Below are 13,347 nucleotides of genomic sequence, written 5' to 3'. Positions count from 1 at the left end.
TTCGCCTTCGTGCCTAGCCAGGCCATCGGAATACCCGGTGAACTGAGCGAGAGCACCGCGCGAACACCGGCGCGGGCGCGCGTGTGCGGTGGCAGCGACCGGCCGCACATGGGACAGTCGGAGCATGAACGCGCGCCGCCGCTTTGCCGCTGTTTTCTCCGGGTTCGTGAGCATCGTCTTGATCGCGGGATGCGGCACCGCCGACAACAACGGCAGTGCGCCGACCACGTCGGCCACGCCGGGCGCCATCCCCTTGGTCTCGACGAACGATCTGCCCGCGGCGAAATCCGACGAGGTGCATCTGTTCGGGTTCAACGACCTGCACGGCAACCTGCAGCCACCGGCCGGTTCGACCGGCAAGATCGCCAACTACGACGCGGGCGGGGCCGCCTACCTGGCGACACATCTGGCGCGGTTGAAGGCGGCCTACCCGGCGAGCGCGGTGGTCGCGGCGGGCGACGACATCGGGGCCAGCCCGCTGGTGTCCGGGCTCTTCCACGACGAGCCGACCATCACGTTCATGAACAACATCGGCGTCGCCGCCTCCTCGGTCGGCAATCACGAATTCGACGACGGCGTCCTGGAATTGGCCCGGCTTCAGCAGGGCGGCTGCGCGCCGGACGGGTGTTCGCCGGGCGAACCGTTCACCGGGGCCAAGTTTCCCTACCTGGCCGCGAACGTCACCGACGCCGAGGGCAAACTGCCACCCGCGCTGACACCGTGGACCATCCTGCAGGTCGGCGGGCACAAGGTCGGCGTGGTCGGCACGGTCACCCCCGACACTGTGAATCTTGTTTTCCCCGAGGGCATTCGGGGATATCAGTTCGGCGACGGGGTGGACGCCATCAACAAGTACGTGCCGGAGATGCGGGCGGCGGGCGCCGAGACCGTCGTCGCGCTCATGCACGACGGTGGCAGTCAGCGTGCTGAGAAGGACGCGCCGATCGACTACAACGGATGCGCCGATCTCACCCCGAATGTCGTCGGGCTCGCCAAGCGCGTCGACCCCATGGTGAAGGCGCTGTTCACCGCGCACAGCCACCAGTCCTACGTGTGCACGATCGACGGCAAGGTGGTCAGCCAGGCGGCCTCCTTCGGCAGGCTGATCACCGATCTCACGTTGCGTTTCGCCCCCGAGGGCGTGCAGGCCTCGGCCGTGAACCGGGTGGTGACCCGGGACGTGACGCCGGACGCGGCCACCACCGCACTGGTCGACTTCTACGCCGAGCAGGCCCGCCCGCGCGCGGCCCGGGTGGTCGGTGCGGCGGCCGAGGTGCTGCCGCGCGAGCCGGACGCCTCGGGCGCCTCGCAGCTGGGCAATGTCATTGCCGACTCGATGCTCTCGGCAACCGCGGGATCGGCCGGTGCCGTCGCGGCGTTCATGAATCCGGGCGGCGTGCGCGCCGATCTGAAGGCGGGGCCGGTGACCTACGGCGACATCTACACCGTGCAACCGTTCGGCAATCAGGTCGTCACCCTGACACTCACCGGGCAGCAAGTCCTGCGCCTGCTCGAGCAGCAGTGGGACAACACCAGCAAGCCCGCGGTGCTCTCCCTCGCCGGCCTCACCTATGCCTACGCCGACGCAGCGCCCAAGGGCGGCAAGGTGATCGGCGACAGCGTCCGGATCGCGGGACAGCCGCTCAACCCCGCCGCTACCTACCGGATCGCCACCAACAGCTTCCTCGCCGGTGGCGGCGACGGCTTCACGGTCTTCACCGAGGGCACCGACAAGGTCCCCGGCCCCACCGATCTCGACGCTCTCGAAGCGCTCTTTCGCGACAAGCCTCCCGTCCAGGTGCCACCCGCCCGGATCGAGAAGCGATAGCCGGTCGGTAGCTACGCCTTACTGGACGTCCGACCAGTTAAGCGATACCTGGAAATTGTTGTAACACTTACCCTTTGACCTGCGCCGATGGGTGACCAGTCCCACATAGTGATCCAGTCCGGAAGGCTTGCCGGAAATGATCAGGATCATTACTGTTTCCTATAAGTCAGGACGAAGGGGTTCCTGCTTTCCAAAATCTCCGCATTCACCGTTGCATGCCGGATGACTTGTGCGACAACACGGTTCGAATGAAGAGCAGGAGAGGCGATGGCTACTTACATCGTGACGGGCGGTACCGGATTCTTGGGACGGCGGGTCGTTCAGGAACTCCTGGACAATGACCCCGAGGCCGTCATCCACGTGCTGGTGCGCGAGGAGTCGCTGCAGAAGTTCGCCGATCTCGCCACCGGATGGAACGGCGGCGAGCGGGTGTTCTCGCTGGTCGGCGATCTCACCGCCGAGGGGCTCGGACTCACCAGGGAGGCGCCCGCGGCGGATCACCTGATCCATCTCGGCGCCGTCTACGACATGACCGCCGACGAGGACACCGCGCACGCGGCCAATGTCGCGGGCACCCGGTCGGTGCTCGACCTGGCCCGCACGACCGGCGCTGTGCTGCATCATGTTTCGTCGGTCGCGGTGGCGGGCGACCACAAGGGCAAGTTCTTCGAGGAGGATTTCGACCTCGGTCAGCGACTGACCTCGCCGTATCACCGGACCAAGTTCGCGGCGGAGAAACTCGTCCGCGAATCGCGCGGGGTGCGCTGGCGGGTGTATCGGCCCGCGATCGTGGTCGGTGACTCGCGGACCGGCGCGATGGACAAGATCGACGGCCCGTACTACTTCTTCTCGGCCATCGCCAAGCTGGCCGCACTGCCGTCGGAACTGCCGCTGCCGCTGCCCGATCTCGGCGCGACCAATATCGTGCCGGTCGACTACGTGGCCGCCGCGATGGCCGCCCTGGTGCGCAAGCCCGGCTTGGACGGGCGCACCTTCCACCTGGTCAATCCCGAGCCGCAGCCGTTCAGCGAGGTGTACAGCGCGCTGGCCGCAGCCGCGGGTGCCCCGTCGGGTATCGGCGTCGTGCCGCTGAGCGCTCGCGCGTTGAGCGGGCTCTCCCAGCTGCCCGGTGTGCCCGCGGTGCGCGATTTCCTCTTGGAGCAGTTGGGGATTCCGGCCGCCGTCGCGCCGCACACCTCCTTCTCCGCAGAGTTCATCTCGGACTCGACTCGGGCGCAGCTGCGCGGCACCGGGCTGTCGGTGCCGCCCTTCGCCAGCTATGCCGACCGGCTCTGGCAGTACTGGCGGGAGAACCTCGACCCGCATCGCGGGCAGCCTGCCGTGGCCAACGAGCCGCTGAACGGTCGGATCGTGCTCATCACCGGTGCGTCGTCGGGCATCGGCCTGGCCACCGCGCATGCGGTCGCGCGCCGCGGCGCCACCGTCCTCATGGTGGCCCGCGGCAAGGACGACCTGGCCGACGCGGCCGACTCCGTGCGCGCGGAAGGTGGTGTGGCCTATGACTATCCGTGCGACATCACCGACGCCGACGCGGTCGCGACGCTGGTGCAGGTCGTGCTCACCGAGCACGGCCACGTCGACTACCTGGTGAACAACGCGGGCCGTTCGATCCGCCGGTCGGTGCTGAACTCCACCGACCGCATGCACGATTTCGAGCGGACGATGGCGGTCAACTACTTCGGCGCGGTCCGGCTGATCCTGGCGCTGCTGCCCTCCATGCGGGCCAGGCGCTTCGGCCACATCGTCAACATCTCCTCGATCGCCGTCCAGACCAAGGTGCCGCGGTTCGCCGCCTACGTGGCGAGCAAATCGGCGCTGGACAACTTCAGCGAGATCGCGGCCGTCGAAAACCGGGATGCCGGAATCACTTTCACCTCGGTGCGGATGCCGCTGGTGCGCACCCCGATGATCGCCCCCACCGACCTCTACAAGTCGCTGCCCGTCCCGGACCCCGACCAGGCGGCCGCCATCGTGGTCCGCGCACTCGAGGATCGCCCGCACCGCATCGACACCCCCGTCGGCACCTTCGCCCAGGCCGTCGACCTCCTGATGCCGTCGGTGAAGCAGACCATCCTGCACCAGGGTTTCCGCCTCTTCGGGGAATCCCCTGCGGCACAGGGCAAGAAGAAGGCAGCGGCGAAGGCCGACGCCGGACGCAGCCCGCTGCAGGTCCTCTCCCCGGTCCTCATGCCCTTCATGGCACTGCCCGGCCCGGCCGCCCGAGTGGCCCGGGTGGTGCCCGGCCTGCAGTGGTAGTCGCGAGCTGATCAACGCCGTCGTCCGACAGGGCGACGGCGTTGATCGTTACCGGATGTGGGTGAGCTTGTCCGGGTTGGTGACCGAATAGATGCCGCCGATCGTGTTGTCCGGCAGCACATCCAGCACGACCACGGCGAGCGGACCGGAGCCGTCGAACACGACGGCGCACGGGTCGCCGCTGACCGCGCGGTAGCTGATCTGGTAGTCGGCGCGCAGGCCGCGGGCGACGTTCAGGAAGAGTTCGGCGACGGCCGCGCAGCCGTGCACCGGGCGCAAGCTCGTCGCGGGCCCCTTACTACCGCCGTCGGTCCACAACGTCACCTCCGGCGCCAATACGGCGAGCAACTCCGCCAGGTCGCCACCCATCGCGGCGGCCACGAACCGCTCCGTCACCGCTCTACGCAGCCGCGCATCGGCCTGCTGTCGCGGCCGGCGGGCCTGCACGTGCTGGCGCGCACGGTAGGCGAGTTGCCGCACCGCCGTCGGGCTGCGGTCGACCAACTCCGCGATCTCACTGTACGAGTACGCGAAGACCTCGTTCAAGACGAACACCGCGCGCTCGATCGGTGTGAGTGATTCCAAGACCACCAGTAGTGCCATGGAGAACGACTCGGCGTCGATCACCGCGTCTTCGGTGCCCGCGGGTTCGTGCACCACCGGCTCGGGCAGCCATTGTCCGACATAGGTCTCCCGGCGCCGATTCATCGCGGTCCGTCTGCCGAGTGCGTGATTCACCGCGACGCGAACCAGATACGCGCGCGGGTTCTCGATCGGCACGCTGCCGCGCGGCGCCCAGGACAGCCAGGTCTCCTGGAGCACGTCCTCGGTGTCGGCGATGCTGCCGAGCATGTTGTAGACGACGGAGAACAGCAGTTCCCGGTGTCGCAGGAACACCGCTGTCGCGGCGTCGGTCTCCGCCGCCGTGGGTGTGCGTGCGCGGTCCGGATCGATCATGGGGCGGCTCCTGTTTCGGTGGCGGGTCGATCATCAGAGCGCCGGAAGCCCACCGCGATAACACTTTCGGTGCCCGATGGTGATCCATCTCACCCCCGCGTTACGTTCGGGCCGCGCAGTTCCCTCCTGATCTGGGTAAGCGGCACCGTTGCCGCCCGACCCGAAACCAGGAGGCTGCCATGCGCACTGCGATCCACGACGTTCGTGTGTTCAACGGCGAACAGACCGAATCCCGCGCCACCGTATTGATTGTCGATGACCGGATCGCCGCATACGACGGCGGCCCGGCCGATATCGACATCGACGGCGCGGGACGGACCCTGCTGCCCGGCCTGATCGACGCGCACACCCACATCTTCGGCGACGACCTGCGTACGGCACTGGCCCACGGCGTGACCACCGAACTCGACATGTTCTGCCTGCCCACCAATCTCGCGGCACGGCGCGTGCTGGCCGCCGAACGTGACGATGTGGCCGACTTCCGCAGCGCGGGCACCCTGGCCACCGCGCCGGGCGGTCATCCGAGTCAGTTGCTGTCCGCGCCCGGCATGGACACCCTCGGCGCGGAACCGTTCGACATGATCCGATCTGCCGATCAGGCCGCCGATTTCGTGCGGGCCCGGCAAGCCGAGGGCGCGGACTACCTCAAGATCGTCATCGATGACGGTGGCGTACACGGCACCGAACTTCCGGTGCTGTCGGCGGACACGGTGGCAGCGCTGGTCGCCGCCGCGCACGAGGCGGGGCTGATCACCATCGCGCACGCGCTCACCGCGGCGGAGGTACGCGTCGCGGTCGAGGCCGGAGTCGACGGCCTCGCCCATGTCTGGACGGAGACCGGCTCCGACTCCGACGCACTCGTGGAACAGGTTGCCGCACAGGGAATTTTCGTCGTCAGCACGCTCGTCTACTTCGAGGCCATCACCCAGCACGCCGGGGCCGCCGCCGACTGCGTGGTACCCGGCACGGCCGACGGCGCGGCCGAGGTCGCGCGCGCACTGCACCGAGCGGGTGTGCCCTTGCTCGCGGGCACCGACGCCACGCCGTTCGTGCCCGCCCACGGTGTCGATCTGCACCGCGAACTCGTGCTCCTCACCGCAGCGGGCCTGAGCAACGAACAGGCCCTCGCTTCGGCAACGAGCCTGCCCGCCAAGCACTTCGGGCTCACCGGCCGCGGCCGGATCGCCCCGGGCCTGCGCGCGGATCTGCTGCTCGTCGACGGTGACCCGACCGCCGACATCACCGCAACCTCGGCGATCGCCGACGTCTGGCGCCGCGGCGTGCGCCGAACCCGCTGACCCGCAACGAACTCCACCCCCTTTGTTCGAGCCGCACACCCCCTATACCGGGTGTGCGGCTTACTCAAAAGGTGTGCACCTTCCTTTCACAACCCGCGCCACCGTGCCATATTTCGCAAATTGGGGGCGATCGGGGCGGGGGTGTTCAGATTCGGGCGCGGTTGGGTGGGGTGATATGGGGGTAGCGGTAGTGGATTCGGGCGATGCAGTGGCGCACTGTGTGCAGCTCCGCGTGTAGGTCGCGCAGTCGCTGTGTTTGGAATGTCCTTTCGGCGGTATTGATGGCGCGCGCGAGGGTGCGGGCGTGTGCGGCGAGCAAGTCCAGAAAGACCCGGGCTTGTGCGATGTCGGAATCATCGGACATTCGCTGTTCCTATCACGCGTTCCGTGGGCGGCACCACCGGAACTCCCCGCGTTCCACCGGATTTCGCCGCAGCGTGTCCGAATCGAAAAGGACCACCGGTGTTTCAGAGAATTTGCTGCGCATGGCGAACAAAGGGCCGTCGGTGGTACCGACGCACCTGGCGCGAACAGCCGACAGCGGGGCCGACCCTAGGGTCGGCCCCGCCGCGGATTTCCCGGTGGAGGACTCAGACTCGCGAAGCGGCGAACTCCGCAGCAGGCCACATGGCCCACCCGTAGTTGCCGTGCGCGCCGAAGTCGAAGCCGGCACCGCACACCGGATCGCCACCGGTGCAGTAGTTCGCGGTGCGCCAGCCGTACAGATCCGGCACGTTCCAGCCGACCAGCCGGACCGGATCACCGAACAGCAGCACCGCCGCCACCCGCCATTCCATATCGAACGGGAGGGTGTGCATGCCACCGAGCGCGGTCACGATGCCGGTCCCGAGCACGCCGTGGGTCACCACCGCGCCCTGCGAGTAGCCGACCAGGATGAACCGCTGATCAGGGCAGATCGAGGACTGCCACATGATGTGCGCGGTCATGTCCTGGGTGCCCCGGCTGATCGAGGTCGGATCCATCAGGTCCGCAGGATAATTGACGCGGTACGCGCTGGAGCTCACCGGAAGCGTCTGTTGCAGCGTCGCATACAGTGGATCGCCGACCCCCGAACCCAGATATCCGGGTTCGTTGGTACCTCGTGCGACCACCACCTCGACCGCTGTACAGGGCGACGCCCACGCACTCGATCCTGTCGTCGTTCCGAATCCCGCGACGAGCAGTAGCACAATGAATGCCTGCACCACCCGCCACTTTTCGAAATGAATTACCTTCCGGTTTGCCATCGTGATCACCCGCTCACGCCGTTGTGAGAAGCCGAGTGACACTTGTCATAGACAAGTGCCACTCGGCTATATCTGCGAAGGTAAGAACGGCGGAGCGGGCCGTCAAGCAAAAGGACCCGAACGATGCGTACTCAGAACCTAATCGTGTCCTGCCGGGCTTTTTCTATGGCACGAGAACCGCTGCGCCCGTGAAACGTCCGTGCGCGAGGTCCGCGAGGGCCTGATTTGCCGCTCCCAAGGAGTACCCACGGGTGGTCACTTCTATGCGGTGTTCGCCTGCGAGGGAGAGAAATTCGCGGGCGTCGGCGCGGGTGTTGGCGGTGACCGAGCGAATTTCCCGCTCCTGGAACAGGTGCCGCTGGTAATTCAACGCCGGGATGTCACTGAGGTGAATGCCCGCGATGGCGAGGATGCCGCCGCGATCCAGCGCCTCGAGCGCGGGCGGCACCAGGCTGCCGACCGGCGCGAACATGATCGCCGAATCCAGTTGCACCGGAGGCGGATCCGCGGCGCCCTGCGCGGAGGCGGCGCCGAGCGCCAGGGCCAGCTCCCGTGCGGCCGGGTCGCGGGTCATCACGTGCAGCTCCGCGCCGCGGGCCAGCGCTACCTGGGCAGCGATATGCGCGCTGCCGCCGAAGCCGTAGAGACCGAGACGGCCGCCGGGTGGCAGTGCGGCGCGTTCCAGTGCGCGGTAACCGATGATGCCCGCGCACAGCAGCGGGGCCAGTTCGGTATCGGCGTAGCCGTCCGGTAGTCGCAGCGCGTAATCGGCTGGCACAGTAGCGAATTCGGCGTAGCCGCCGTCGGCATCCCAGCCGGTGTAAGTCGAACGGGGGCAGAGATTTTCGGCGCCGCGCAAGCAGTACTTGCAGGCGCCGCAGGTATGTCGCAGCCAGGCGATGCCGACCCGATCACCCACGGCGAAGGTCTGGGTGAACCGCGACTCTTCGGCCACCGCGCCGACCCCGGGCCCGACGGCCACCACCTCCCCGACCACCTCGTGTCCGGGTACCACCCCCACCCGATGCACCGGCAGGTCGCCCTCGGCCACGTGCAGGTCCGTCCGGCACACACCACACGCCAGCACGCGCACGAGTAACTCGTCGGCGGCGGGCTCGGGCACCGGCTCCCGCACTTGCTCCAACGGTGCCGCATCGATCGGGCCTGGGCGTCGCACGCGCCAGCCGGTCATCGATGTCGGCCGATCGACCTCGGTCATACCGATCTCTCCTTTGTCACCAGGATGCACGGTCGTATCGAGTAGCGGTCACCCTACTCGTCTGATTTCACCACGTCACAGCGCCGAATCTGATACATTTATGTATTGAATACATTTCTGTATCCATTCGGCCGGTCCGCACCGGTCCCGCTCGAGGAGGTGCCCGTTGTCGTCCACCGACGCGAGAACCTCGGCGACCCGCGTCACCCGCCGCCGCGCCGAGACCAGGGAGCGGTTGCTCACCGCCGCCTACGAAGCCTTCGCCGAGGAAGGCTTCGGCAAGGCCACCGTGGAACGCGTCTGCGAGCGCGCCGGATTCACCCGCGGCGCCTTCTACTCGAACTTCGGCTCGCTCGACGAGTTGTTCCTGGCCATGTGGGAGCAGCGCTCGGCCGCCATGCTCGCCGACGTGCAACGCCTGCTCGACGATATCCCGGTCGGCGGCACCGATGTGCGCACGTCGATCGAGCGGCTGGAGCGGGCGGTACCGATCGATGAGGGCTGGTACCGCATCACCGCGGAGTTCACCACGCATGCGCTGCGCAATCCCGAACTGCGGCGGGTGATGGCCGCGCGCGAAGAGGCGATCGTCGGCGCCCTGATGCCGACCGTCGTCGCGGGCTTGGCCAAGATCGGCCGCACCGTGCCCGACCCGGAAGCCCTGGGCCAGGCCCTCGTCGCGGTGCACGACGGCACCAGCGTGCAGGTGCTGATGGAACCACGCAGCCGCGTCGTGCGACGCAGGCGCACCGACCTCTTTTACCACGTCGTGCTGGCCTACAGCACCGAAACCGAAGGATGAACATGTCCGATTCCGCATTCGCCACCGAGGCAGATGTCATCGTCGTCGGCGCCGGGCTGGCCGGCCTCGTCGCGACGCACGAGCTGGTCAAGGCGGGCCGCAAGGTGCACGTGCTCGACCAGGAGAACCGCAACAACCTCGGCGGGCAAGCGTTCTGGTCGCTCGGCGGGCTGTTCATGGTGGACACCCCGGAGCAGCGGCGACTCGGCATCAAGGACTCCTACGACTTGGCGCTGCAGGATTGGCTCGGCTCGGCCGGTTTCGACCGCGACGACGAGGACTTCTGGGGCAAGCAGTGGGCGCAGGCCTATGTGCGGTTCGCGGCCACCGAGAAGCGCGACTATCTGCACGAGCTCGGGCTGCGGATCACCCCGGTGATCGGGTGGGCCGAGCGCGGCGGGAGTTTCGCCGACGGGCACGGCAATTCGGTGCCGCGTTTCCATCTCACCTGGGGCACCGGGCCGGAGGTGGTTCGGGTGTTCGCCGAGCCGGTCCTCGAAGGGGAACGAAAAGGGTTGGTCGGCTTCAGTTTCCGGCACCGGGTCGATGAACTGATCATCGAGGACGGTGCCGCGGTCGGCGTGCGGGGCAGCGTCCTCGCGGAGACCGACCTCGACCGCGGTAAGGCCTCGTCGCGAGAGGTGGTCGGCGAGTTCGAGTTCCGGGCGAAGGCGGTGATCGTCACCTCCGGCGGCATCGGGCACAACCACGAGATGATCCGGCGCAACTGGCCCACCGAACGGCTCGGCAAGTGCCCGGAGACGATGATCTCCGGCGTGCCCGCGTACGTGGACGGGCGGATGCTCGCCATCACCGAGTCCGCGGGCGGCGCCCTGGTCAACCGGGATCGGATGTGGCACTACACCGAAGGCATCAAGAACTGGGACTCGATCTGGCCCGACCACGGCATCCGGATCATTCCCGGGCCGTCGTCGCTGTGGTTCGACGCGAACGGAACACGCTTGCCCGCACCGTGTTTCCCGGGTTTCGACACCATCAGCACGATGAAGGCGATCCTGGCCACCGGCTACGACTACTCCTGGTTCGTGCTCACCCAGTCGATCATCGAGAAGGAGTTCGCGCTGTCGGGTTCGGAGCAGAACCCCGACATCACCGGCAAGGACTGGAAATTCACGCTCAAGAGCCGCCTCGCCAAGGGCGCGCCGGGGCCGGTGGAGGCGTTCAAGCAGCACGGCGCCGACTTCGTGGTGGCGGACAACCTGCGCGAGCTGGTCGCCGGAATGAACAAGATCGCGCGCGGCCCGCAGCTCGACTACGACGCGCTGGAAGGCCAGATCGTCGCCAGGGACCGGGAAGTGACGAACAAGTACACCAAGGACAGTCAGCTGATGGCGATCACCAACGCGCGCCAGTACCTCGGCGACAAGGTGAGCCGGGTCGCCAAGCCGCACCGGATCCTCGACCCGGCGGCAGGCCCGCTCATCGCGGTCCGGCTCAACATCATCACGCGGAAAACGCTGGGCGGCTTGCAAACCAACCTCGATTCGCAGGTGATGCGCCAGGACGGCACCGCATTCCCCGGCCTGTACGCGGCGGGTGAGGTGGCCGGGTTCGGCGGCGGCGGGGTGCACGGATACAACGCGCTGGAGGGCACCTTCCTCGGCGGGTGCATCTTCTCCGGGCGTGCCGCGGGTAAGGCCCTGGCCGCGAAACTCGGCTAGGCCCTGTCGAAAGCCGCGTCTAGGGGCGGCAGGCCGCGGAGACCAGGCTCGACGACGGTGGCGGCGCGGCGGCCAGCGTGGTCGGCGAGGTGATCGGCGGTGGCGTGGTCACGGGCGCGGCGACCGGCGGCGCCCCGCTGTAGAGCCGGGTACCGGTCGGGTGCACGCCCGGCTCCAGGTCGATGTCGTGGATCTCGGCCTGGTTGCCGTGCACGTCGGTGACCCGCGCGACGAAGGGGCCTGCCCCGGCGCCGGAGATGGTCCAGTAGTTGTCCATGCCGCGGGTGAGGGGCCGCCAGTCGCCGCCGAGCACATGCCGGATAGCGATGTCCTGCAACGGGTTTCCGGCACCGCTGACCAGCATGGCGAACCATGCGCTGCTGGAATCCGGTTTCACCTGATAGGACAGTTCCGGCGGCGGCTCCGGGTTGTGCACCACGTTGTAGCGGATCGGCACCACCCCGTCGGACAGGTCGGCGAGCTGCGCGAAGGCGGCGACGCTCAGATCCAGTTGTCCCGGAGCACATGCCGGGCAACGGTCGACGATGAGCGCGCGCACGTCGCCCCGCGGCCCCTGGATGTCGAGGTACGCACCGCACGGATCGGCCCTGCCGAATTCCGGCGTCGACATCCCCACATAGAAGCCGTCCAGCGGCAGTCCGGCGAACGAGCACGAGACGCCCTGACTGAACGAGTAGAACCGCGCCTCACCGGAGACCACCGGCTGCGGGTCCGTCACGGGGGCGGTGATCGGCGTGAAACCGCTGTTGTCCACCGGCATTCGCGCGGTCGACGACTGGGTGAGCGCGCTCGGCGTCTCACAGTGCAGCGGGTCGGGGCGGGTCAGCCAGACCGCCGCACCCGCGATCGCGACCAAACCGATCGCAGACCACAGCCACCCCGAACGGACGTGTCGTTGATTGATAGGTATCCGGTGCATCGCTCCCCGACTACGGTTCACCTGCACGTGACTGCCTCGCGAGCGCTCGGCTGCGTCACGCGCCGGACGCGCTGCAAGATGGTTCGCTCGCTGCGCTCCTTCACGGACTGTCCATCCTGACGTCCATCAGGAAAGCAGTCGGACGGCCCGCCCATACGGCGAACGAAAATTCTCCGCAGTGAAAGGCTCGCGCTTCAGCAAGCACGGGGCAAACGCCCAGCATCCTGCTGGACACTCCAGCAGCCCACCGGAAATCATCCGGTCGCGCCGCACCCCCCGGCGACGCCAACCGGTCAGGAGGCGCGGCGCTTCGCTTTCGGCAGAGCTTTGGTGGCGATCTTGTCGACATCGGCGAGCAGTTCCCGGCCGAATTCGGCCTCGGCCTCGTAATGGCGCACGCACCAGCGCAATACAGCGGCCGGATAGGACTGAGCCGGATCGTCGCCCGCACCCGCCGCGTCCGCCTCGGCCAGCCCCCGCATCCGGTCGGCGTAACCGATGTGCTCGGTGAGGATTTCGCGCAGCCGATCCGGCTCCGCCAGGTGGCCCAGCCAGGCGCGCAGCATCACGCTGTGCTTGAGCACCGGCGCCTCCACCGGCGCGTGGTTCACCCAATGCGCCGCTGCCGCACGGCCGTTCGCGGTGATGGCATACATGCGCTTGCCGCGCACGCCGTCCTCCTGCAGCACCGTGCGCGAGGTCGCGTAGCCGTACTTCTCCAGCCGTTTCAGCTCGGCATAGATCTGGCTGAACGACGGGCTCCAGTAGAAGAACTGCACGCTGCCGTCGGCCCACTTCTTCAGGTCGTAACCGGATAGTTCGTCCGCATGCGAGAGCATTCCGAGCACGGCCCAGCTGGTCGTGGGAAGGTCGGGTACCTCGGCTTTCGCCGAAACAGCCTGCGCGTCGGTCACCAGTAGAACTATATCGCTCAGGCATATTTCAGGGGGCTGGCGCAGCATGCTCGCCCTACCCCCGGCGTCCCCGATCCGGCCGCACACTTTCTGATTTCACGCATACCGAATCGCATGCGATTCCTTGTGCGGGAAATCAGAAAGTGTGCGGCTGCGCGGCGGAGGGCGGTTGGGGGTGGCGTA

General features: G+C 67.6%; 11 protein-coding genes. 5 read left to right on the top strand and 6 right to left on the bottom strand.

The window, feature by feature from the left end:
- Positions 1–124 precede the first annotated feature (124 nt).
- Positions 125–1,828 (top strand): bifunctional metallophosphatase/5'-nucleotidase, encoded by a 1,704-nt coding sequence (locus DBO33_RS19655; protein WP_199856694.1) that lies wholly within the window; start codon positions 125–127, stop codon positions 1,826–1,828.
- A 267-nt stretch (positions 1,829–2,095) separates the two neighbouring features.
- Complete coding sequence (locus DBO33_RS19650; RefSeq protein WP_107656350.1) at positions 2,096–4,105, top strand: SDR family oxidoreductase; 2,010 nt, start codon at positions 2,096–2,098, stop codon at positions 4,103–4,105.
- A gap of 48 nt (positions 4,106–4,153) precedes the next feature.
- Here the strand turns inward: DBO33_RS19650 and sigJ are convergent, their stop codons facing one another.
- The gene (gene sigJ / locus DBO33_RS19645; protein WP_107656349.1) at positions 4,154–5,062 is read right to left on the bottom strand and encodes an RNA polymerase sigma factor SigJ; all 909 of its coding nucleotides are present in this window, start codon (positions 5,060–5,062) and stop codon (positions 4,154–4,156) included.
- Between the two features lie 179 nt (positions 5,063–5,241).
- On the opposite strand from sigJ, the gene DBO33_RS19640 reads away from it, so the two are divergent.
- Entirely contained in the window at positions 5,242–6,360 is a 1,119-nt protein-coding gene (locus DBO33_RS19640; RefSeq protein ID WP_107656348.1) for an amidohydrolase family protein, read from the top strand.
- 145 nt (positions 6,361–6,505) lie between these two features.
- On the opposite strand, the gene DBO33_RS19635 is transcribed toward DBO33_RS19640, so the two are convergent.
- The 3 genes from DBO33_RS19635 to DBO33_RS19625 all read right to left on the bottom strand — a co-directional run bounded on the left by DBO33_RS19635 (position 6,506) and on the right by DBO33_RS19625 (position 8,799).
- Positions 6,506–6,724 carry a hypothetical protein gene (locus DBO33_RS19635; RefSeq protein ID WP_107656347.1) on the bottom strand — a complete coding sequence of 73 codons (219 nt, stop codon included), beginning with the start codon at positions 6,722–6,724 and terminating at the stop codon, positions 6,506–6,508.
- A gap of 226 nt (positions 6,725–6,950) precedes the next feature.
- Positions 6,951–7,607: a cutinase family protein gene (locus DBO33_RS19630; protein ID WP_267897887.1), complete on the bottom strand. Its 657-nt coding sequence runs from the start codon at positions 7,605–7,607 to the stop codon at positions 6,951–6,953.
- Between the two features lie 163 nt (positions 7,608–7,770).
- Positions 7,771–8,799: a zinc-binding alcohol dehydrogenase family protein gene (locus tag DBO33_RS19625; protein ID WP_107660413.1), complete on the bottom strand. Its 1,029-nt coding sequence runs from the start codon at positions 8,797–8,799 to the stop codon at positions 7,771–7,773.
- 193 nt (positions 8,800–8,992) lie between these two features.
- On the opposite strand from DBO33_RS19625, the gene DBO33_RS19620 reads away from it, so the two are divergent.
- On the top strand, positions 8,993–9,628 hold the full coding sequence (locus tag DBO33_RS19620; protein WP_107656345.1) for a TetR/AcrR family transcriptional regulator: 636 nt from the start codon (positions 8,993–8,995) through the stop codon (positions 9,626–9,628).
- Entirely contained in the window at positions 9,625–11,310 is a 1,686-nt protein-coding gene (locus tag DBO33_RS19615) for an FAD-binding dehydrogenase (RefSeq protein WP_107656344.1), read from the top strand. Before DBO33_RS19620 ends, DBO33_RS19615 begins: the two co-directional genes overlap by 4 nt.
- A gap of 19 nt (positions 11,311–11,329) precedes the next feature.
- Here DBO33_RS19615 and DBO33_RS19610 read toward each other — a convergent pair whose 3' ends face one another.
- Entirely contained in the window at positions 11,330–12,250 is a 921-nt protein-coding gene (locus DBO33_RS19610) for an expansin EXLX1 family cellulose-binding protein (protein WP_107656343.1), read from the bottom strand.
- A 293-nt stretch (positions 12,251–12,543) separates the two neighbouring features.
- Complete coding sequence (locus tag DBO33_RS19605; RefSeq protein ID WP_199856693.1) at positions 12,544–13,164, bottom strand: PadR family transcriptional regulator; 621 nt, start codon at positions 13,162–13,164, stop codon at positions 12,544–12,546.
- Positions 13,165–13,347: the final 183 nt, after the last annotated feature.

Origin of the sequence: Nocardia suismassiliense (assembly GCF_900269665.1) — a bacterium.
GTDB lineage: Bacteria > Actinomycetota > Actinomycetes > Mycobacteriales > Mycobacteriaceae > Nocardia > Nocardia suismassiliense.
Note: the sequence above shows the minus strand (reverse complement) of the source record. Positions and strands in the feature narration are given on the sequence as shown.